General features: G+C 60.4%; 16 protein-coding genes and 4 tRNA genes. 15 read left to right on the top strand and 5 right to left on the bottom strand.

Going from position 1 to position 21,683, the window contains the following annotated elements; genetic code table 11:
* Positions 1–201: 201 nt before the first annotated feature.
* On the bottom strand, positions 202–1,752 hold the full coding sequence (locus M0808_RS24340; RefSeq protein ID WP_246881824.1) for an MDR family MFS transporter: 1,551 nt from the start codon (positions 1,750–1,752) through the stop codon (positions 202–204).
* Positions 1,742–2,791 (bottom strand): HlyD family secretion protein, encoded by a 1,050-nt coding sequence (locus M0808_RS24335; RefSeq protein ID WP_027611523.1) that lies wholly within the window; start codon positions 2,789–2,791, stop codon positions 1,742–1,744. Before M0808_RS24335 ends, M0808_RS24340 begins: the two co-directional genes overlap by 11 nt.
* A 229-nt stretch (positions 2,792–3,020) precedes the next feature.
* Between M0808_RS24335 and gltX the strand changes: the two genes are divergently transcribed.
* From gltX to M0808_RS24275, 12 genes are all read left to right on the top strand, one after another.
* The gene (gene gltX / locus M0808_RS24330) at positions 3,021–4,502 is read left to right on the top strand and encodes a glutamate--tRNA ligase (RefSeq protein ID WP_003226448.1); all 1,482 of its coding nucleotides are present in this window, start codon (positions 3,021–3,023) and stop codon (positions 4,500–4,502) included.
* A gap of 203 nt (positions 4,503–4,705) precedes the next feature.
* Positions 4,706–4,781 (top strand) — tRNA-Ala (locus tag M0808_RS24325).
* Positions 4,782–4,860: 79 nt separating this feature from the next.
* Positions 4,861–4,936: transfer RNA gene (locus M0808_RS24320), tRNA-Glu, on the top strand.
* Positions 4,937–4,989: 53 nt separating this feature from the next.
* Positions 4,990–5,065, top strand: a tRNA-Ala gene (locus tag M0808_RS24315).
* A gap of 81 nt (positions 5,066–5,146) precedes the next feature.
* Positions 5,147–5,222: transfer RNA gene (locus M0808_RS24310), tRNA-Glu, on the top strand.
* 181 nt (positions 5,223–5,403) lie between these two features.
* Entirely contained in the window at positions 5,404–5,943 is a 540-nt protein-coding gene (locus M0808_RS24305; RefSeq protein WP_007969225.1) for a TetR/AcrR family transcriptional regulator, read from the top strand.
* Positions 5,944–5,973: 30 nt separating this feature from the next.
* Positions 5,974–6,807 carry an alpha/beta fold hydrolase gene (locus M0808_RS24300; RefSeq protein WP_096796149.1) on the top strand — a complete coding sequence of 278 codons (834 nt, stop codon included), beginning with the start codon at positions 5,974–5,976 and terminating at the stop codon, positions 6,805–6,807.
* A 46-nt stretch (positions 6,808–6,853) separates the two neighbouring features.
* On the top strand, positions 6,854–7,303 hold the full coding sequence (locus M0808_RS24295) for a thioesterase family protein (RefSeq protein ID WP_096796150.1): 450 nt from the start codon (positions 6,854–6,856) through the stop codon (positions 7,301–7,303).
* Positions 7,304–7,400: 97 nt separating this feature from the next.
* On the top strand, positions 7,401–8,360 hold the full coding sequence (locus tag M0808_RS24290) for a tRNA-dihydrouridine synthase (protein ID WP_247842668.1): 960 nt from the start codon (positions 7,401–7,403) through the stop codon (positions 8,358–8,360).
* A gap of 121 nt (positions 8,361–8,481) precedes the next feature.
* Complete coding sequence (locus M0808_RS24285) at positions 8,482–8,928, top strand: Hsp20 family protein (protein WP_108183245.1); 447 nt, start codon at positions 8,482–8,484, stop codon at positions 8,926–8,928.
* A 185-nt stretch (positions 8,929–9,113) separates the two neighbouring features.
* Positions 9,114–9,809, top strand: a complete 696-nt coding sequence (locus M0808_RS24280) for a DUF1266 domain-containing protein (RefSeq protein ID WP_135296212.1) — start codon at positions 9,114–9,116, stop codon at positions 9,807–9,809.
* On the top strand, positions 9,806–12,502 hold the full coding sequence (locus tag M0808_RS24275) for a DUF805 domain-containing protein (RefSeq protein WP_247842667.1): 2,697 nt from the start codon (positions 9,806–9,808) through the stop codon (positions 12,500–12,502). Before M0808_RS24280 ends, M0808_RS24275 begins: the two co-directional genes overlap by 4 nt.
* Here the strand turns inward: M0808_RS24275 and M0808_RS24270 are convergent.
* The 3 genes from M0808_RS24270 to M0808_RS24260 all read right to left on the bottom strand — a co-directional run bounded on the left by M0808_RS24270 (position 12,499) and on the right by M0808_RS24260 (position 18,514).
* Positions 12,499–14,190, bottom strand: a complete 1,692-nt coding sequence (locus tag M0808_RS24270; RefSeq protein WP_247842666.1) for a molecular chaperone HscC — start codon at positions 14,188–14,190, stop codon at positions 12,499–12,501. The two genes, M0808_RS24275 and M0808_RS24270, sit on opposite strands and share 4 nt — an antisense overlap.
* Before the next feature lie 86 nt (positions 14,191–14,276).
* The gene (locus M0808_RS24265; protein WP_247842665.1) at positions 14,277–17,555 is read right to left on the bottom strand and encodes a PAS domain S-box protein; all 3,279 of its coding nucleotides are present in this window, start codon (positions 17,553–17,555) and stop codon (positions 14,277–14,279) included.
* A 68-nt stretch (positions 17,556–17,623) separates the two neighbouring features.
* Positions 17,624–18,514 carry a LysR family transcriptional regulator gene (locus M0808_RS24260; RefSeq protein ID WP_007969232.1) on the bottom strand — a complete coding sequence of 297 codons (891 nt, stop codon included), beginning with the start codon at positions 18,512–18,514 and terminating at the stop codon, positions 17,624–17,626.
* A 141-nt stretch (positions 18,515–18,655) separates the two neighbouring features.
* Between M0808_RS24260 and leuC the strand changes: the two genes are divergently transcribed.
* The 3 genes from leuC to M0808_RS24245 all read left to right on the top strand — a co-directional run bounded on the left by leuC (position 18,656) and on the right by M0808_RS24245 (position 21,637).
* Positions 18,656–20,074, top strand: a complete 1,419-nt coding sequence (leuC, locus tag M0808_RS24255; RefSeq protein ID WP_247842664.1) for a 3-isopropylmalate dehydratase large subunit — start codon at positions 18,656–18,658, stop codon at positions 20,072–20,074.
* A 13-nt stretch (positions 20,075–20,087) separates the two neighbouring features.
* Entirely contained in the window at positions 20,088–20,732 is a 645-nt protein-coding gene (gene leuD, locus M0808_RS24250; RefSeq protein ID WP_098964653.1) for a 3-isopropylmalate dehydratase small subunit, read from the top strand.
* A 137-nt stretch (positions 20,733–20,869) separates the two neighbouring features.
* A complete protein-coding gene (locus M0808_RS24245) occupies positions 20,870–21,637 on the top strand; it encodes a methyltransferase domain-containing protein (protein WP_247842663.1) in 768 nt (255 codons plus the stop codon).
* Positions 21,638–21,683: the final 46 nt, after the last annotated feature.

Below are 21,683 nucleotides of genomic sequence, written 5' to 3'. Positions count from 1 at the left end.
GCGAGCAAGCCCGCTCCCACAGGGATTGATGGTGTACACAAAATGTGTGATCACCAAAGAAGCCTGTGATAGCTGACTTGGCCCCATCGCTGGCAAGCCAGCTCCCACAAGGATTGATGGTGTACACAAAATGTGTGATCACCAAAGAAACTTGTGGGAGCGGGCTTGCTCGCGAAGAGGCCGGTCCAGACACCACAAAAATCAGTGAGCTTCCCCAGCCTTCAACCCCGCCGGCAATTTCCTGGTCAACAAGATCGCCAACATGCTGACCCCCAGCGCAATCCCGACAAAGTGAAACGCGTCGTTGTAGGCCATGATCAGCGCCTGCTGATGCACGATCTCACTCAACTTGCCGAGCGCCGCAGTGTCACTGCCAAATCGGTCTGTCATCGACGCCAGCCGCTCGGCCACTTGCGGATTGGTCGGCACCACCGCTTCACGCAAATAATCGAAGTAGGTCTTGGTCCGCGCATCCAGCAGCGTCGCGAGCAGGGCGATGCCGATCGCGCCACCCAGGTTGCGCAGGATGTTGAACAGGCTCGATGCCGACCCCGCGTCCTGCGGCAGGATGTACGCCGTGGCGATCAGCGAAATGGTCACCATGATCAGCGGCTGACCCAGCGCCCGGATGATCTGGATCTGATTGAACTGCGGCCCGGCGAAGTCCGGGTTGAGCACCCCCGATGAAAAACTCGCCAGCCCGAACAACCCGAAGCCCAGGGTGCACAGCCATTTCGGCGAAACGAACTTCATCAGCTTCGGCACCAGCGGAATCAGGAACAGCTGCGGCACGCCCATCCACATGATCACTTCGCCGATCTGCAGGGCGTTGTAATTCTGGATCTGCGCCAGGTACAGCGGCAGCAGATAGATCGAGCCGTATAAACCGACGCCCATGCCCAGGCTGGAAATGCTCGACAGGCCGAAGTTGCGATTGCGCAGGATGCCGAGGTTGATCAGCGGGTTGGGTTTGGAAATCTGCACGATGACGAAGGTAATCAGGCTGAGCAGGGCAATGCTGCCCAAGGTCACGATCAGGTTCGATTCGAGCCAGTCCTTGCGATGGCCCTCTTCAAGAAACACCTGCAGGCAACCGAGGCCGACACCCAGCGTGAGAATCCCGGTGTAGTCGGTGCTTTTCAGCAGTTCCCAGTGCGCTTCCTTCTTTTCCAGCCCGTACATCAGCCCGGCGATCATGATCAGCCCCGGCGGGATGTTGATGTAGAAGATGTATTCCCAGCCCCAGTTTTCCGTGAGCCAGCCACCGAGGGTCGGGCCGATGGACGGGGCGAAGGTCGCGGTCATGGCGAACATCGCCATGCCTTTGGCGCGGTGGTGTTCGGGGAGTTTGATCAGGGTCAGGGTGAACGCCAGCGGAATCAGCGCGCCGCCGGTGAAGCCCTGCATGGCGCGAAAGACAATCATGCTCTCCAGGCTCCAGGCCATCGAGCACAGCAACGAGGACACCAGAAACCCCAGCGACACCCACACCGCCAGCCGTCGCGCCGAGAGCAACTGCACCAGCCACGCGGTCAGCGGGATCATGATGATTTCCGCGACCAGATACGAGGTGGAAATCCACGAGCCTTCTTCCAGTGTCGCCGACAGCGCGCCCTGAATGTCCTTGAGCGAGGAGTTGGTGATCTGGATGTCGAGCACCGCCATGAATGCGCCGAGCATCACGCTCATTACCGCAATCCAGTCCCGCCGGGTCGGTTCGCCGACCGGGCGGATCAGCGAATCACCGGCCATTGTCTGGGGCGTCTTTGATGTTCACGGTGGCGGTGACCGACATGCCCGGGCGGATCTTGCCGTGCAGCGGGTTGTCGGCCTTGAAGGTGAGTTTTACCGGAATCCTTTGCACGACTTTGGTGAAGTTGCCGGTGGCGTTGTCCGGCGGCAGCAGGCTGAACTGCGCACCCGAGGCGGCGAACAGGCTGTCGACCCGCGCTTCGATCGGCGTGTCGCTGTAGGCATCGAAGGTCAGCTCGGCTTTCTGTCCGGGCTGCATGTGGCCGATTTGGGTTTCCTTGAAGTTGGCCTGCACCCAGATGTCTTCGTCCGGGACAATCGACAGCAAATACGCGCCGGCCTGCACCACCTGGCCATTGCGTGCGGCGCGCTGGCCGACCATGCCGCTGATCGGCGCGTGGATTTCGCTGCGGGTCAGGTTGAGCTCGGCTTGCGCCAGATCGGCGCGGGCGTTGGCAATCTGTGCGTCGAGGCGTTTGATCTCGGCCGTCAGTGCATTGACCTGCTGGCGCTGGCTCTGCGCATCTGCTTGGGCCTTGGCTACCTGTGAGCGGGCGATATGGGCGTCAGCGGAGAGGGTGGTCACTCGTTCTTCGGAAACGTAGCCGGGTTTGCGCAGGGTTTCAGCACGCGATAAATCCATCTGCGAGCGGCCAAGCGTGGCCTGGGTGGTCGCCACTTGTGCGTCACTGGCGGCGATCAGGCTCGATTGCTGAGTCAATTTGCTCTGCGCCTGCAAACGCTCGGCTTCGCGGGTGGCGAGGGCGGCGTTGGCGCGATCGACGGCCAGGCGGAAATCATTGGGTTCAAGGCGCACCAGCAACTGGCCTTTTTCCACGTGCTGGTTGTCCTGCACCAGCACTTCGTCGATGCGCGCACTCAACTGGCTGGAGACGCGGGTGATCTCGCCCTGGACATAGGCGTTATCGGTGCTTTCATAAAAGCGCCCCTTGAAAAACCAATGGGCGAAGAAGCCCCCGGCAATCAACAGCACCAGGAGCAGGAAAATAAACAGACGACGCTTGAGTTGGGCAGGCATGAGGCAAACTGTAGTCGAGGAATTGTAAGGAAAGTTATCTGCGGCTGAATCTGGCATACCGCCGATAAACGGTAAATGCCAATGGCTGATATTCGGCCCGTCTCCACGGTCTATGGGCGTTCCAGCCGCAAACTTGGCTTAAATGCCCTGCCCGCTGGAGCGGGGCGGGTGTCGCCTGTTACCATTCGCCGCTTGATTGTTTTGCTTTTCATTCTTTTCGAGACATGCCATGACCACCGTCCGCACTCGCATCGCGCCATCGCCTACCGGGGACCCCCACGTAGGTACCGCTTACATCGCATTGTTCAACTACTGCTTTGCCAAGCAGCATGGCGGTGAGTTCATCCTGCGCATCGAAGACACTGACCAGTTGCGCTCGACCCGCGAGTCCGAACAGCAGATCTTCGACGCCCTGCGCTGGCTGGGGATCGACTGGAGCGAAGGCCCGGACGTCGGCGGCCCGCACGGTCCGTACCGGCAAAGTGAGCGTGGCGATATCTATCAGAAGTATTGCCAGCAACTGGTCGACATGGGCCATGCGTTCCCATGCTTCTGCACCGCAGAAGAACTGGACCAGATGCGCGCCGAACAAATGGCGCGCGGCGAGACCCCGCGCTACGACGGCCGCGCGCTGCTGCTGTCGAAGGAAGAAGTCGCCGCCCGTCTGGCCGCCGGCGAACCGCACGTGATCCGCATGAAAGTGCCGACCGAAGGCGTCTGCGTGGTGCCGGACATGCTGCGTGGCGATGTCGAGATCCCGTGGGATCGCATGGACATGCAAGTGCTGATGAAGACCGACGGCTTGCCGACGTACTTCCTCGCCAACGTGGTCGACGACCACCTGATGGGCATCACCCACGTGCTGCGCGGCGAAGAATGGCTGCCATCGGCGCCGAAACTGATTCTGCTGTACGAGTACTTCGGCTGGGAGCAGCCGGAGCTGTGCTACATGCCGCTGCTGCGTAACCCGGACAAGAGCAAGCTGTCCAAGCGCAAGAACCCGACCTCGGTGACGTTCTACGAGCGCATGGGCTTCATGCCGGAGGCGATGCTCAACTACCTCGGTCGCATGGGCTGGTCGATGCCCGACGAGCGCGAGAAGTTCTCGCTGCAGGAAATGGTCGACAACTTCGACCTCAAGCGTGTGTCCCTCGGCGGGCCGATCTTCGACATCGAGAAACTGTCGTGGCTCAACGGCCAGTGGCTGCGTGACCTGCCGGTGGAAGAGTTCGCCGCACGCGTGCAGAAGTGGGCGTTCAATTCCGAGTACATGATGAAGATCGCACCGCTGGTGCAGGGGCGTGTGGAAACTTTCAGCCAGGTTGCACCGCTGGGCGGCTTCTTCTTTGCCGGTGGCGTCAATCCCGATGCCAAGCTGTTCGAATCGAAAAAGCTTTCCGGTGATCAGGTGCGTCAGTTGATGCAATTGATCCTGTGGAAGCTGGAAAGCCTGCGTCAGTGGGAGAAGGACAGCATCACCGCGACGATTCAGGCGGTGGTCGAATCCCTTGAGCTGAAGCTGCGTGACGCGATGCCGTTGATGTTTGCCGCGATTACCGGGCAGGCGAGTTCGGTATCGGTGCTCGATGCGATGGAAATCCTCGGCCCGGATCTGACCCGTTTCCGTCTGCGCCAAGCGATTGACCTGCTGGGTGGCGTGTCGAAGAAAGAAAACAAAGAGTGGGAAAAGCTGCTGGGCGCGATTGCTTAAGCACGTCTGACTCTGCGGTTACCGCCGAAGGCCGGGATCGTTTGATTCCGGCCTTCGGCGTTTTTCCCCCGGATTTTCGGGGGGAGGGCGGTAAGTGATTGTTATGCCGACAAAAAACTTTGAAATTTTTCAAAAATAAGTTTGACAGGCTTTCGATACGCCCTTAAGATTCGCCCCGTCCTCAGCGATGACATCAACGATGAGGGGCTATAGCTCAGCTGGGAGAGCGCTTGCATGGCATGCAAGAGGTCGACGGTTCGATCCCGTCTAGCTCCACCAATTTACACTTCGAAGCCTGGCCACACCGGCTCCGAAGCGATCAACACTCAGCGTTGATCAGTTGTATAGAAGGGTTTGCGTCCCCTTCGTCTAGTGGCCTAGGACACCGCCCTTTCACGGCGGTAACAGGGGTTCGAGTCCCCTAGGGGACGCCAGTTTTACAGAAGCGATGTTGCAAGATGTCGCTCCGCCGCGAGGCGAAAAATCCGGGGCTATAGCTCAGCTGGGAGAGCGCCTGCATGGCATGCAGGAGGTCAGCGGTTCGATCCCGCTTAGCTCCACCAATTTTACAGTTCAAGGTCTGGCCACACCGGCCTTGAATCAGATCAGATCTCAGCACTGATCAGCTGTATAGAAGGGTTTGTGTCCCCTTCGTCTAGTGGCCTAGGACACCGCCCTTTCACGGCGGTAACAGGGGTTCGAGTCCCCTAGGGGACGCCACGATTACCCGCTCTGCGGGATTTATAAGGGTCATTCAATTATTGAATGGCCCTTTTGTTTGTCTGGCGTTTGGCCAACTCTCCTTTTTCCTTACACTGTGCTTCAGACCAGCGGTCATATCCTCGACTTGCGGAATATTATTATGCGAATAATATTCTAGTCGTAATATTCGGAGGCAACGATGAACGATAAAAAAGCTCAAACCCGAGAACGCATCCTCAAGGCGGCCAGCGCCGCACTGATGCAGCGTGGCCCGGCGGATCCAAGCGTGGGCGAAGTGATGGGCGCCGCCGGCCTGACCGTCGGTGGTTTCTACGCGCACTTCGAAAGCAAGGACGCGATGATGCTCGAGGCGTTCAAGCAACTGCTCAGCCGTCGACGCGACCTGATTGCCGACATGGATTCCGAGCTGACCGGCGAAGAGCGTCGCGCCTTGGTCGCTGCGTTCTATCTGTCACGCAAGCACCGTGATTCCAGCGATGCTGCGTGTCCGATTCCGGCCTCTATTGGCGAACTTGGGCGTCTGCCGGAATCCTTCCGCATTGCGCTGAACGAACACCTGGAACTGATGATTGCGCAGTTGGCGTCCAGCCCCGAGGACACCGACAAGGCGTTGGCCGATGTGGCGTTGATGGTGGGTGGTCTGGCGCTGGCACGCGCGCTGGGTCCGGGCGATTTATCCGATCGATTGCTGCGCGCTGCCAAGTCGGCGGTGCGTTGACCTGAAGGCAGCACGCCTGAGGAGAAAGCGATGAACACGTTGAAGTGGGTTCGTGGCGTTAATGGCACCTTGGGCTGGATTGCACCGCAACGAGTAGCAAGCAAAATGCGTCAGGCGTTTATGACGCCGCGCACGTTGCCGCTGCGTGATTGGGAGCTGCCGCTGCTGGCGAGTGCCGAACGCATCACGCTGCGTTTCGGCCTGTCGGCGCTGCGTTGGGGGCAGGGGCCGGCGGTGCTGTTGATGCACGGTTGGGAAGGGCGGCCCACCCAGTTTGCGGCGTTGATCACGGCGCTGGTTGAGGCCGGTTACACCGTCGTTGCCCTCGATGGCCCGGCTCATGGTCGTTCGCCGGGGCGTGAAGCCAACGTCGTACTGTTCGCCCGCGCCATGTTGGAAGCGGCCGCCGAATTGCCTCCTCTTCAAGCCGTCATCGGCCACTCCATGGGCGGCGCCAGTGCCATGCTCGCGGTGCAACTGGGCCTGCGCACCGAAACCCTTGTGAGCATTGCAGCCCCTGCACGAATTCTCGGCGTGCTGCGCGGTTTTGCCCGCTACGTCGGCATGCCACCGCGGGCGCGCTCGGCGTTCATCCGCCAGGTCGAGCAGGACGTCGGCATGCGCGCCGCGACCCTTGATGTCGCGCACTATCAACTGGATATGCCGGGCCTGATCGTGCATGCCGAGGACGACACCTTTGTCTCGGTCAAGGAATCGCAATTGATCCACGAATCCTGGTTCGACAGTCGCCTGCTGCGCCTGGAAAGCGGCGGCCACCAGCGGGTGCTGGCCGACCCTCGGGTGGTTGATGGCGTGTTATCACTGTTGGCGGGGCGCAGCCTTCAGGCGCGGCAATCGGCCTGACATCCGTTACACTGCCCCGGTTGAATAATCTGACCGGGAGTGGGGCATGGGCTGGGATCGGGCAACGCCGTTCACCATTGATCTGCAAGTAGGCGCCGAGGACATCGACGGGCTGGGCCACGCAAACAACGCGGTGTACGTGACCTGGCTCGAGCGCTGCGCCTGGCGCCACTCGCAGCGTCTGGGGCTGGATCTGGTCGAATACCGGCGCCTGGATCGGGCGATGGCCGTGGTGCGTCACGAAATCGATTATCTGGCGGCGGCCTACGAAGGCGACGAACTGCAACTGGCGACCTGGATCGTCGATTGGGACCAGCGCCTGAAAATGACCCGGCACTTCCAGCTGATCCGCCCCAGCGACAACGCCACCCTGCTGCGTGCCCAGACCACATTCGTCTGCATCGAACTGTCCAGCGGCAAACCCAAGCGCATGCCGGCGGAGTTCATCGAGGGTTATGGCCCGGCGATCCAGACTTCAGGGGTAGCGAAAATCTAACCTGTGGGAGCAGGCTCACTCCTACAAGGGATCTGCGGTTTCTTGCGATATCCAGTAAACTGCCGCACGTTTTTTCTTCCTGAGTAGTGTTTTCCCCATGCAAATTGCCTTGGCGCCCATGGAGGGGTTGGTCGACGACATCCTGCGCGACGTGCTGACCCGCGTTGGCGGCATCGACTGGTGCGTGACCGAGTTCATTCGGATCAACGATCAGTTGCTCACCCCGGCCTACTTCCACAAGTTCGGCCCGGAGCTGCTCAACGGCGCCCGCACCCGTTCCGGTGTGCCGTTGCGCGTGCAATTGTTGGGCTCCGATCCGGTGTGCCTGGCGGAAAACGCGGCGCTGGCCTGCGAGCTCGGCTCGGAAGTGATCGACCTGAACTTCGGTTGCCCGGCCAAGACCGTCAACAAGTCCCGGGGCGGGGCAGTGCTGCTCAAGGAGCCGGAACTGCTCAACAGCATCGTCGAACACGTGCGTCGCGCCGTGCCGTCGCACATCCCGGTCACCGCGAAAATGCGCCTCGGTTTCGACAGCCCGGACGGCTCGCTGGTCTGCGCCACGGCGCTGGCCGAGGGCGGCGCCGAGCACATCGTGGTGCATGCCCGGACCAAGGTCGATGGCTACAAGCCGCCGGCGCATTGGGAGTGGATCCCGCGGGTGCAGGACGTGGTCAAGGTGCCGGTGTTCGCCAACGGTGATATCTGGAGCGTCGAGGACTGGCGCCGCTGCCGCGAGATCAGCGGCGTCGAAGACATCATGCTCGGACGCGGTCTGGTATCGCGCCCGGATCTGGCCCGGCAGATCGCGGCCGCGCGCGCCGGTGAAGAAGTGGTCGAGATGAGCTGGGCCGAGCTGCTGCCGCTGATTCAGGACTTCTGGCTGCAAGCCAAGGCGCAGATGACCGCACGGCAATCGCCGGGTCGCTTGAAGCAATGGCTGGCGATGCTGACGCGCAATTATCCCGAGGCGACCGAGCTGTTTACCGTGCTGCGCCGCGAGACAGAGCCGGACCAGGTCTCGCGTTTGCTCGGTTTGCCGGTCGCCGCAGCAGCCTGAAAAAAATCTGCAAATACTCTCTTGAAATCATTTTGGCGGTCCCTATCTAAGGGGTACGCGATGCCGAATTCGGGTCGCGGAGTCAAAAAACCTTGCTGATTGTTTTCAGGAGATTTGAACCATGAGTACTGCATTTTCCCTGGCACCACTGTTCCGTTCTTCGGTGGGTTTCGACCGTTTCAACGACCTGTTCGAAACCGCGCTGCGCAACGAGCCAGGCAGCACCTACCCACCCTACAACGTGGAAAAGCACGGTGATGATCAATACCGTATCGTCGTAGCGGCAGCCGGTTTCCAGGAAGAAGACCTGGAGCTGCAAGTCGAGAAGGGTGTGCTGACCATCAGTGGTGGCAAGCGTGATGCCAACGAAGGCGTGACCTTCCTGCATCAAGGCATTGCCCAGCGGGCTTTCAAGCTGTCCTTCCGCCTGGCCGATCACATCGAGATCAAGGCCGCCGATCTGAGCAACGGTCTGCTGAGCATCGACCTGTTGCGCGTGATCCCGGAAGAAGCGAAAGCCAAGCGCATTCCGATCAACGGAGCGCAAAAGCCGGTTCTGCAGCACTGATTCACGTGCAGATACAAAATGCCTGAACAGGCGCTGAGCCGCTGAATGAAGGCCCCGATCCGTCGGGGCCTTTTTGTGGGCGCAAGAAAAGCGCTGTTCGACTTTGCCCCTGACAGCGGTTTCTCTACAATCCGCCGCAGTTTTGCCGGCCCCACTCCTTGGCGGTCGGCCTGGAGCCTTTTTTCATGGACGAGATTCAACAGCGCTGGCTGTGCGCCCTTTCTGCACCAATGGCTGCGCTCAATACCGGCGCCGGATACGACGACCCCGCGTTCTGCGATGACCATTACATCGATCTGAAAGACAGCTGGGGAATCGATGATCGGCGGCAATTGTTCGACATGCTCGAATGGATGACCGATGACGGCCATGCCAAGCATCTCAGCGGTGCCTATCTGGCTTGGCAGCGTTGTCTGCCGAGTCAATGGCAGGCGTTGCTCGAAGAGTTGAGCCCCCGCGAGCGTGTCCTGCATGAATTCGCCAGCCGTACGTTCGGCAGTTGCGGCCCCGGGGGGATTTTGTCCTGGGATTACGGGCGGATGGGGTTTCTCCTGCGGTGTGCGGTACGCAATCAGTGGATCGATTTGGTCGAGAGCAACTGGCTGCACAGTCGCTTGGCCATCAGGGCGCAATTTCACTACGGCAGCTGGATGGCTTATTTCAATGGTTTTGTGGTGGGTCGGACCTTTTGGAGCTGCCTGAGCACCAGCGATGACGAGCTGGCTTGCGAGCTGGACCGACAGGGCAACAGCGCCCACAACCTGCGGATTACTCGTGGCCTTGCGCAGAACATTCCGCACTTTCTGGCTGATTTGCCTTGGCACATGGAAATTGAGCTGCCGCCACGGCCGGCATCGCTCAAGGAGTTCGACTGGTCATGAGTTGCTGGATCCGACTGGGCATCGAGCCTACTACTGACGAAAACCTGATTCGCAATGCCTACCGCGCACGCCTGCCGGCGCATCATCCAGAGACCGATCCGGAGGGCTTTCAGGCGTTGCGCATGGCTTACGAAAACGCGATGCGTCTGGCGCGTGAGGAAGAGGAGGACGAGTCCGAAGTACAGTCCGAGGAGGCAGAGCAGGAGATCGTCGCGATCCCTCAGGCGTTCGTGAATTTCTGCGAGCTGCTTGATGATCCCGCGCGGCGGTTCAATTTCGCGGCATGGCAGGCATTTGTCCAGGCACTGGATGAGTTGTCACTGGATGAGCTCGATGAGCTCAGTTGGGGGCTCTACCACCGGATGGCGGGTGCCGGTCCGTTGTCCTACCGTTGCGCGAACCTGTTGGCCAGGCGAATGGCCTGGGATCAACAGTTGCTCGATCTGGAGTTCGATGATGCACACCGGGTGGAAGCCTTTCTGCAGCGAATCGAAACGCCCGACCCATTCAACACGGATCTGATGAGCGCCTGGTCAGAGTCTGCGCAGACTGAATCGCTGTGGTACGCCCGTAGTCTCGACTTCATCTTCTCTCAGCGCCCCCTCCATGAGTTCGCCGACTTCGCCAGTCAGCACACGTGCCTGCCGTTGCCGGATGATGCTGTGTTCATCAAGCGCTTGCTGGTGCAGTTCACTCAAGCGGGAATCGGTGCGTCGACATTTTTGCAGTGCTGTGTCGAGCAGCAACTTGCAGCTCCGGATGATGTGGACTGGCTGTACCTGCTGGCGTGTCAGAACAGCTTGTTGGGCCGGGACGATCAGGCATTGCCTTGCTGGATCCGGTTATGGAACGAACATCGTCATCCGATGGCTGAAAGCCGTCTGCTGGAATTGTGCGCCACGCGGCAGCCGACCTTTCTACCGCTACTGATTCAGGCATTCGATCGTCTGCAGGATTGCGCTGACTGGTCAGAGGATCTCGGGGATGAATGCCAGGTATATGGCAGTCCGTCACAACGGCCCGAGACGCTGAATCGTTGGCTGGATGTCGGGCGGTTGCAGCTTGATAGTCTGGCGCAGAGCTTTGTCGACTGGCGCATGACGGGCGATGAGCTCCCATTGTTAGCACAGCTCTTGGGCGAAAATGCCGATAGCCGATTGCTGCATCTGTACCGCCATGCCTGGGCGCTGCATCGAGGGGATTCGGCGTTGCTGCAGCAGATTCTGGATGCGCCGCTGCCGGTCGATGCGCTCGAAAGCCTGGTGCTGAGTGGTTTCAAATATCAGGCCGGGCAGCATCTGCGCTGGTTGAGCAGTGCCCCGATTGCGCAGGCGATGGACGCTTTCTGCGAGGCGGACGCGATTTCGCGGAACTTGCCCGAGGTGCTGACAAAAGGCGAAACGCACAAGGTCTGTCGTTTGTGGCTGCGACGCTTGCGGCCCTACAGCGCCGCGGCGCTGGAGCGAATGGCCGAAGCGTTCAGCCTGAGCGCCGTCAAAGACGACTGCGACTTGTCCGAACTCGATCTGCTGCTGCAGTTGAGCCTTCGCGGTATTGAATTGCCGCCGGTTGGCTTGGGGCAGGCTACATGGGAATGGAATGCCCAGACCCTGTTTTTACTGGCGTTGCTGGAGCAGCCCGGGCGTTGGCTGCAGTTGATTGATGCACAGTGCCTGGAGCGCCTGGCATTCAATCCTGCTCATCCTTTGGCTCGGTTGCAGCCACTGTTGCAACGCTTGCGGCGTGAGCAAGGCAGTTGCGACGGTTTACTGGGATGGCTGCAAGGCGATGATCCGGTTCATGGTTTGTTGGTGCAGCAATTGTTCAGCGTGCAACAGGCTCTCGACAGCGCCAGACTGCCTGCCAATACCTTGCTTTACACCTGCGTCGAAAGCGACCGGGAAGCCTGCGGTGACGATCTGCTGGGTTTGTTGATGTTCTGGGGCGTGCTCTATCACGACCCGAGCCTGAGCGCCGAACAGCATCGTGCCTTGTTGCAGTCGATCGCGGCGGTCAGTTGTGAGGACGACTGGTTCGAAGGTTTTCGCGACGGCTTGATCAAGGGCGAGCCGGTGTGGCCGCCGCGCAAGGTGTTGACGGATTTTGGTGTCGACAAACTGCTGGCGTATGAGGCACTGGACGCACTCAAGTCCCTGATTCGTTATGGCGCTGCCGGTGTGCCGAAAACGCGCGTACTGCGCCAATTGCAGCAGGGCAAGGATGACGTGCAGAACAGTATCGGGTTACGGCTGGCATTGTGTGCCTTGCTGTCCTGGTCGGAACGGTTACTGCTGGCCAACAGTGATATTCAGCCGGTACCGGCGGGTGCGATCTGGCGCCTGGGGTCTCGGCTGGGGCGCAAGGCTTTTATCGCTCAGGTTCTGGGGGTTGTGGTGATTACACCGGTGGCAGGTCTGATCAGTGGCACCACGGCCTCTGGCATTCTCATCCTGTTACTCGGTGTCCTGCTGCTGCTCGGCGCCATTCTGCGCCGGTTGCACGACATGGGCCGGGGCATACCCACGTTGCTGATATTCATGGCGCTGTCACCGGTCCTGCCATTTTTGCCATTGGTGCTGTTCGGTTTTCCGGGAGATAAATTACCCAACCGCTACGGCGTACCGCCGGACAGCGGTGGTAGCGACATGCTTTCCGGCGGCCTGCAGGCTGCTTTGCGTCGGCTCAACGGCTAAAGGCGCAGTTGATCCAGCGCCTTGTTGAGCTCCGAGCGGTGGCTGGCAATCTCTGACGGTTGCTGGCCGCCGAGTACCGTAGTGAAACTGTGCAGCCATTCGGCAATGCGTTCGCGTTGTGTGCCGAGGCTCTGCATCCACGCGCGTTCCAGGCGGGCCAGCAATGTGCGGTTGGGTAATGCATCACGTGGATGGACCTTCAGTGTGGATAGGCGGTTGTGGCTTTCCCTTCGCGCCTGTTCATCCAGCCCCGTGGGGCTGCGGTCAATACTGTGGCTGTGGCGATCACCGGTTTCGAGCAGCGTGACGTCGACTTCGAGCAGCCCGTTGATGTCGTAACTGAAGCGCACATCCAGTTCCTGAATGTGATCGCAGGGCGTCAAGTCGACATCGAAAGCGTCAATCAGGATGTTGTCGCGTACCCACGGCCGTTCGCCCTGATAGACCGCAATGCGGATCTGTGCCTGACCGGGATGGGTGGTGTGATAGCGCTCCACCCGTGACGTCGGGATGATGGTGTTACGTTCGATGATCGGCGAAAAGGCACCGTCGATACCGTTGCCGCGCATGGTCGCAATACCCAGCGTGTAAGGGCAGACATCGGTCAGGATCAACTCTTCCACCGCACCATCACGCGCCTTGCACGCAGCTTGGGTGGCCGCGCCGAGTGCAACGATGGTGTCCGGATCGAGATGCCGATACGGCAAGCGTCCAAATAGCGTGGCGACCATCTGCTGCACCGCCGGCATCCGCGTGGCGCCTCCGACCAGCACCAGGCTGTCGAGATCCCTAGGCTTCAGGCGTGCATCGCGCAGAGCCTGTTCGATCGGTGCGCGCAATCGTGCGAGCAATGGCTCCCAGATCTTCACGGCGGCGGCTTCGTCCAGCGACCATTCAAATGACCGGTCGGCATGGTGCCAGCGCAATGACTGAGTGCCTTCGCCGAGTTTGCACTTGAGCTGCTCCAACGCGTCGCCAAGGCTGGCCATGCCTTGAGCATCGATCGTTGACGGGGTCAGTTGCCAGTTTTTCAGGCAGGCTTGCAACAGCGCAGCGGTGAAGTCCTCGCCACCAAGAAAGTTGTCGCCGGTGGAGGCATGCACTTCGATCAGCGGCAGTGCGTACTCCAGCACCGTGACGTCGAACGTGCCGCCACCCAGATCGAAGATCAATGTGCGCTCGAACTTTTGCTCGTGCAGCCCATAGGCCATCGCGGCAGCGGTCGGTTCATTGATCAGGCGGGTGACGGTGAGGCCGGCCAGTTCGGCGGCGAACAGGGTGCGCTTGCGTTGCTCGTCACTGAAATACGCCGGCACCGAAATTACCGCTTCCGATACCGGGTAGCCGAGAAAGACTTCGGCGTCCTGTTTGAGCGAGCCGAGCACCAACGCCGACAATTCTTCCGGGCTGAAGTGGCGACTTCCGAGTTCGATCCGCTTGTCGCTACCCATGAAACGCTTGAAGGCAGCGGCTGTGCGGTCGGGATGCGTGGTCAGGCGGGCGCGAGCGGCTTTGCCGACCAGAATCGTGTCATCTTCATCGAGGCTGACCACTGACGGGGTGAGTACCTCGCCGAGGGCGTTGGGGATCAATCGGGCCTGACCGTCCTGCCAGACGGCGATCAGGCTGTTGGTGGTGCCAAGGTCAATGCCCAGCAGGGCTGGGCGGGGAAGGGTTGCATCCTGCATGATCGATCTCGAAACAGCGCAAAAAACGCGACCCTACAGGTTGTCGCAAATCCTGACAATTATTGATCTGTTGCAAACTGCCCGCCTCACGACAGCATCTTTTTCAACGCCTCCAACGCCACCGGCCGACTGTGCAGATAGCCCTGATACAAATGGCAGCCCAGCCCCTGAAGGAACGCCAGTTGCTCCGGCGTCTCCACGCCTTCGGCAATCACCTCCAGTTCCAGGCTGCGGGCCATGGCGACGATGGCGCGGATGATCTCGGCGTCGTTGGGGTCGGTGGTTGCGTCGCGGATGAACGACTGGTCGATTTTCAGGGTGTCCACCGGCAGGCGCTTGAGGTAGGTCAGCGATGAATAGCCGGTGCCGAAATCGTCCATGGCGAAGCTCACACCGAGTTTTTTCAGGCGGCGCATCTTGCTGATGGTGTCCTCCAGGTTCTGGATGACGATGCCTTCGGTGATCTCCAGTTTCAGCAGCGAGCAGGGCAGGCCGTGGCTGCTCATGCTGTGTTCGATGCGTTCGACGAAGTCGTTCTGGCGGAACTGCCGTGGGCTGATGTTTACGCACAGGCTGAAGTTGAGCGGGTCGACCAGTTTCAGCGCGATCAATTGTTTGAACGCCTCACAGGCCTCATCGAGGATCCAGGTACCGACCTCCAGAATCAGCCCGCTGTCTTCCAGCACCTTGATGAATTCAGTGGGCGATTGCGCGCCGAGTTCCGGGTGATTCCAGCGCACCAGCGCCTCGGCGCCAATGATGCGGTTGTCCCGCGCATCGACCTGCGGCTGGTAGTGCACGTTGAATTCACCGCGCGACAACGCCAGACGTAAGTCAGTCTCCATGCGCAGCCGCTCGCTGGCCGCCTTCTGCATGGTGTTGTGGTACATCTGCGTGGTGTTGCGCCCGGAATCCTTGGCCCGGTACAGCGCAATGTCGGCGCGTTTGAGCAGGTCGGTCGGGGTCGAGCCGTGATCGGGAATCAGTGCCACGCCGATGCTCGGTGTCACTTGCAGGCGCTGGCCGTCGAGGAACATCGGCTCCGAGAGCAGTTCGCGAATGGTGTCGGCCAGTTCCCGCACTTGTGCACTGACCTCGTTGCGCGTGCCTTCGAGGCCACTGAGCAGCACCACGAATTCATCGCCGCCGAGACGCGCCACCGTGTCCTCCATGCGCACGCTGGCTTCAAGCCGCGCGGTGATGATTTTCAGCACCGTATCGCCGACCGGATGACCCAGCGAGTCGTTGATGTGCTTGAAGTGATCGAGGTCGAGGAACAGCAGCGCACCGCGCAGGTTGTGGCGCTTGAGCAGGGCGATCTGCTGGCTCAGGCGATCCATCAGCAAGGCGCGGTTGGGCAGATTGGTCAGCGGATCGTGATAGGCCAGATGGCGGATCTGCGCTTCGGCGTTTTTCAGCAGGCTGACATCTCGCGCCGTCAGCAGCAGGCACGCCGTTTCGTTGAGGGTGATCGGTTCGATCGACACTTCAACGGTCAGCAACTCACCGCGCTTGTTGCGCCCGAGCATCTCCTGATGATGAACGCGGCCCTTGATCTGCAGTTCGGCGAGCAGAGCCGAGCGTTGTTTCTCTTCGGCCCAGATGCCGATCTGGTACACGGTTTTGCCCACCACTTCTTCGGCACGATAACCGGTGAGGCGGCAGAAACCGTCGTTGACCTCCAGATAGCGCCCGGTGTCACGTTCGGTGATGGTGATCGCGTCGGGGCTGGAGTGAAACGCCTTGGCGAATTTCTCTTCGCTGGCCTTGAGTGCGGCCTCGGAGCGCTGTTGTTGGGTGATGTCGCGCAGGGTGGTGACGATGCACGGCTGATTGCCGACGCTGATCTGCCGGCTGGAAATCACGCACGTCAGCGACTGGCCGTCCTTGTGCTGGACGATGATTGCGACATTGCTCAGGCCCTGTTCGCGGATTACCCGCTCGATACGTTGCAGGCTTTTCGCCGAGGCGTCCCACAGGCCGATGTCCTCGGCGGTGCGCCCGATCACGTCGGCGGCGCTCCAGCCGAAGGTCTGGGTGAAGCTATTGTTGATCTCGATGAACTCGCCGCTGTCCTGGCGGGTGACGCAGATCGGGTCGGGGCTGACCTGGAACAGCGTGGCAAATTTCTCTTCGGAGGCGACCAGACGTTGCTCGCGCTCGACCTGATCGGTGATGTCCAGCAAGGTCCCGGCCATACGCAGTGGCGCGCCATTTTCGTCGCGGTAGAGGCGGGCGCGGCTTTCCAGATAACGTGAGCTGCCATCCGCCAGTTGCACGCGATAGGTCAGTTGATAGTTGCCGGCCGGGCCTTCGCGCAGGCTGCGGTAGGCGTCGCGCATGCTGTCGCGCTCCTCACCGGGCACGCCTTCGAAGAACTCCTCGAATGATTCGTGAAACGGGATCGGCTCCAGCCCGTGCAATTGCGCGGCCCGCGCCGAGCCGTAGAGCATGCCGCTGGGAATGTGCCAGTCCCAGGTGCCGAGTTGCGCCGAGTCCAGCGCCAGATCAAGGCGTTCTTGACTGTCTTTCAAGGCGTGTTCGGCGGCTTTGCGTTCGGTGGTGTCGAGAAACGTGCTGAGCAGATACGGCTGGCCTTCGAGTTCGACCTTTTGCGCACTGAGGATACCGTCATGGATCTGCCCGTTGCTCGCGCGGAACTGCACCTCCATGCTGATCAATTCACCTTTGGCCTTGGTCTTTTTCACCAGCTCTGCGCGTTGTTCGGGGTGCACCCACAGGCCCAGTTCCAGTGTGGTGCGACCGATGGCGTCCTGGACCGGCCAGCCGAACAGGCTTTCGAAATACTGGTTGGCTTCAGTGATCAGGCCGTCTTCCTGGCGCGTCAGCAGCACCATGTTCGGGCACAGGTGAAAAAGTGTGGCGAAACGTTTCTCCGAGCTGCTCAGAGCCTGTTCGCGCTGGCGCTGGTGGGTGATTTCGCGAATCACCCCGATCATTCGGGGCCGGCCGTGTTTGTCCGGCAGCAGGCTGCCGCTGATTTCCAGCCAATGCAGGCTGCCGTCGGGCCAGCGGATGCGGTGGTGCATCGCCTGTTCCAGCGGGGCGCCGGCGATCACCGCGTGGAAGGCGCGCACGGTTTTCGCCCGGTCTTCGGGCGGCAGCAGGTCGAGATATTCCAGGTCCTGGGGCAACGGTTGACGTGGATCGAAGCCGAACAGCGCCTGGGTACCCCGTGACCAGCTGATCTGCCCGCGCTCGATGTCCCAATACCAGGCACCGAGCCGGGCGCCGTTGAGCGCGGCGAGCAATTGCGGCGCACTCTCCCAGCTCTGCTCGGAACGTCGCGGATCAATGGCCTGAATACGCGGCATCGGCGGAATTCGGTCAACAGATTTCGGCATTGTTAACGGGCCTTGAGCTGATGGTGGCGTTAGGCACAGGGACAGCGGCTCTATAGGAGTAGCACAAGTTAGCCGGGAGTCCCTGGCAGATCGATTTGCGCATCCAGCAAGGCCATGAAAGCCCTTGCCGCATTCGACAGCGTCCGTTCGGTGTGCACGATATAGCCTAGCTGGCGACTGAGCTGTATGCCCGGCAAAGGTATGCGCGCCACCTGTTCATCAAGCATGGTGCGGGGCAGAACACTCCAGGCCAGACCAATGGAGACCATCATCTTGATGGTTTCCAGGTAGTTGGTGCTCATGGCGATGTTCGGCGTCAGCCCTTGGGCTTCGAACAAGCGTTGGACAATGTGATGAGTAAAGGTGTTGCCTCCGGGAAAAACGGCCGGATGACCGGCAATGTCCGCCAGACTCACCGCGCCGTTGCTGATCAGCGAATGCTCCGGCGCCACCACGAAATCCAGCGGGTCGTCCCACACCGGCGTGGCTTTGACCAGCGTGTGTGGCTCTGGCGCCAGGGTGATGACTGCCAGTTCAGCGCGGCCATGGAGAATTTCCTCGTAGGCCACTTCCGAATCGAGAAACTGAATATCCAGCGCCACTTGTGGGTAGCGGCGGGTGAATTCCCTCAATAGCGGCGGCAAACGGTGCAGGCCGATGTGGTGACTGGTGGCCAGGGTCAGCCGACCGCTGACTTCGCCGGTCAGGTTGGTCAGGGCGCGGCGGGTGTCGTCCAGCACGTTGAGAATCTGATAAGCCCGGGGCAACAGGGCGCGGCCGGCCTCGGTCAGGCCGACTTCACGACCGAGTCGGTCGAACAGCCGCACCTTCAATTGTTGCTCCAGTCCGGCGATGCGTTTGCTGATCGCCGGTTGCGTCAGATGCAGGCGTTCCCCGGCGCCGGAGAAGCTGCCGGTCTCGGCGATGGCGATAAAAGCATTGAGGTTGGCCAGATCCATGGTTCGTATTCCAGTTAGTTATCCAAAGCATAAAAAATATGAATTTGAGTTATTTAATGTAACCCCATAGGATCGGCCTCACAAGCCAAAGGGTTATTGATAAGCCCAGGGCATAGAAACAAGCTGATGAGGAACCGTCTGATGGCCGGCAAAACGCTCTACGACAAGCTCTGGGATTCGCATTTGGTCAAACAGCGCGACGATGGCTCGGCGCTGATCTATATCGATCGTCACATCATCCACGAAGTGACCTCGCCGCAAGCCTTCGAAGGCCTGCGTCTGGCCGGGCGCAAGCCTTGGCGCATCGATGCCAACATCGCGACCCCGGACCACAACGTACCGACCACACCGGAGCGCAAGGGCGGCATCGCCGCGATTGCCGACCAGGTCTCGCGTTTGCAGGTGCAGACCCTTGATGACAACTGTGATGAGTACGGCATTGTCGAGTTCAAGATGAACGACATCCGCCAAGGCATCGTCCACGTGATCAGCCCGGAGCAGGGCGCAACCTTGCCGGGCATGACCGTAGTCTGCGGCGACTCGCACACCTCGACCCACGGCGCGTTCGGTGCCTTGGCACACGGGATCGGCACTTCCGAGGTCGAGCACGTGCTCGCCACCCAGTGCCTGGTCGCGAAGAAAATGAAGAACATGCTGGTGCGCGTCGAAGGCCAGTTGCCGTTCGGCGTGACGGCCAAGGACATCGTCCTCGCGGTGATCGGCAAGATCGGCACCGCCGGCGGTAACGGCCATGCCATCGAATTCGCCGGCAGCGCGATCCGCGACCTGTCCGTCGAAGGCCGCATGACCATCTGCAACATGTCCATCGAAGCCGGCGCCCGTGTGGGCCTGGTGGCTGCGGACGAAAAGACTGTCGAATACGTCAAGGGCCGTCCGTTCGCGCCGAAAGGCGCGCAGTGGGATCAGGCGGTTGAAGCCTGGAAAGACCTGGTCTCCGACGCCGACGCCAAGTTCGACACCGTAGTTGAACTCGACGCTGCGCAGATCAAGCCGCAAGTCAGCTGGGGCACTTCGCCTGAAATGGTGTTGGCCGTTGATCAGAACGTGCCGGATCCGGCCAAAGAGACGGATCTGGTCAAGCGCGATTCGATCGTCCGCGCCTTAAAATACATGGGTTTGACCGCCAATCAGGCGATCACCGACATTCAGCTGGATCGCGTGTTCATCGGCTCCTGCACCAACTCGCGCATCGAAGACTTGCGCGCTGCGGCCGTGATCGCCAAGGGTCGCAAAGTCGCTTCGACGATCAAGCAGGCAATCGTCGTACCGGGCTCGGGTCTGGTGAAGGCGCAGGCGGAAGCCGAAGGTCTCGACAAGATCTTCCTCGAAGCCGGTTTCGAATGGCGTGAGCCGGGTTGCTCGATGTGTCTGGCGATGAACCCGGACCGTTTGGAGTCCGGCGAGCATTGCGCTTCGACCTCCAACCGTAACTTCGAAGGCCGTCAGGGCGCCGGTGGTCGTACCCACCTCGTGAGCCCGGCCATGGCCGCTGCGGCGGCGGTAAACGGTCGTTTCATCGACGTTCGTGAATTGATCTAAAAGGAAGCGCAGCATGAAAGCTTTTACCCAGCACACTGGTCTTGTCGCGCCTCTGGATCGTGCCAACGTCGACACCGACCAGATCATTCCCAAGCAGTTCTTGAAGTCGATCAAGCGCACCGGTTTCGGCCCGAACCTGTTCGATGAGTGGCGTTACCTGGATGTCGGCCAGCCGTATCAGGACAACTCCAAGCGTCCGTTGAACAAGGACTTCGTGCTCAACGCCGAGCGTTATCAAGGTGCCAGCGTGTTGCTGGCCCGCGAGAACTTCGGTTGCGGCTCCAGCCGTGAACACGCGCCGTGGGCGCTGGAAGAATACGGTTTCCGCAGCATCATCGCGCCGAGCTACGCCGACATCTTCTTCAACAACAGCTTCAAGAATGGCTTGCTGCCGATCATCTTGAGCGACGCTGAAGTCGATGAATTGTTCAAGCAGGTTGAGGCCGAGCCGGGCTATCAATTGCAGATCGATCTGCACGAACAGACCGTGACCAGCCCGAACGGCAAGGTGTACCGCTTCGAGATCGACGCGTTCCGCAAGCATTGTCTGCTCAATGGTCTGGACGATATCGGTTTGACCTTGCAGGACGGCGATGCGATTGCGGCGTTTGAAGCCAAGCATCGTGTGAGCCAGCCGTGGTTGTTTCGCGACGCATGATTGATTCGAGATTGATGTAGTCAGGGCTGGCCTCTTCGCGAGCAAGCCCGCTCCCACAGGGGAATGCATTTCAAATGTGGGAGCGGGCTTGCTCGCGAAGGCGGCAGCTCAAACAACACAAATGCCAGGAAATGACTATGACCAGCACCGCCCAGCACAGTCAGGTTGTACAAAAGCAATTCGGTGAACAGGCCGCCGCCTACCTGAGCAGCGCTGTTCACGCTCAAGGCACCGAATTCGCGCTGCTACAGGCTGAACTGGTCGGGCAGGGCGACGCCCGGGTGCTGGACCTGGGTTGCGGCGCCGGTCATGTGAGTTTTCATGTGGCGCCACTGGTCAAGGAAGTGGTGGCCTACGACCTGTCGCAGCAAATGCTCGACGTGGTGGCCGCTGCGGCCGTTGATCGCGGTTTTGCCAATATCTCCACGGTCAACGGCGCTGCCGAGCGCCTGCCGTTTGCCGATGGCGAATTCGATTACGTGTTCAGCCGTTATTCGGCGCACCATTGGAGCGACCTCGGGGTGGCCCTGCGAGAGGTGCGCCGGGTGCTGAAACCGGGTGGTGTGGCAGCGTTCATCGACGTGTTGTCACCGGGCAGTCCGTTGTTTGACACTTACCTGCAAAGCGTCGAAGTGCTGCGCGACACCAGCCATGTGCGCGATTATTCCGCCGCTGAGTGGTTGCGTCATGTCAGCGAGGCCGGGCTGCATACCCGCAGCACCAGTCGTCAGCGCCTGCGTCTGGAGTACCGCAGTTGGGTCGAGCGCATGCGCACGCCCGAGGTGATGCGCGCCGCGATCCGCCAGTTGCAGCAGTCGATGGGCAACGAAGTACGAGAATATTTTGAGATTGATGCCGACGGCTCGTTCAGTACAGATGTAATCGTATTGATGGCTGAGCGCTAAGAATTTTTCCGGGCGCGCCCTGAGTGGCGCACCGATTGAAGACACG

The sequence above is a fragment of the Pseudomonas sp. MWU12-3103b genome (assembly GCF_023100615.1).
Taxonomy (GTDB): Bacteria; Pseudomonadota; Gammaproteobacteria; order Pseudomonadales; family Pseudomonadaceae; genus Aquipseudomonas; species Aquipseudomonas putida_A.
This window is presented reverse-complemented; position numbering and strand designations above follow the sequence as displayed.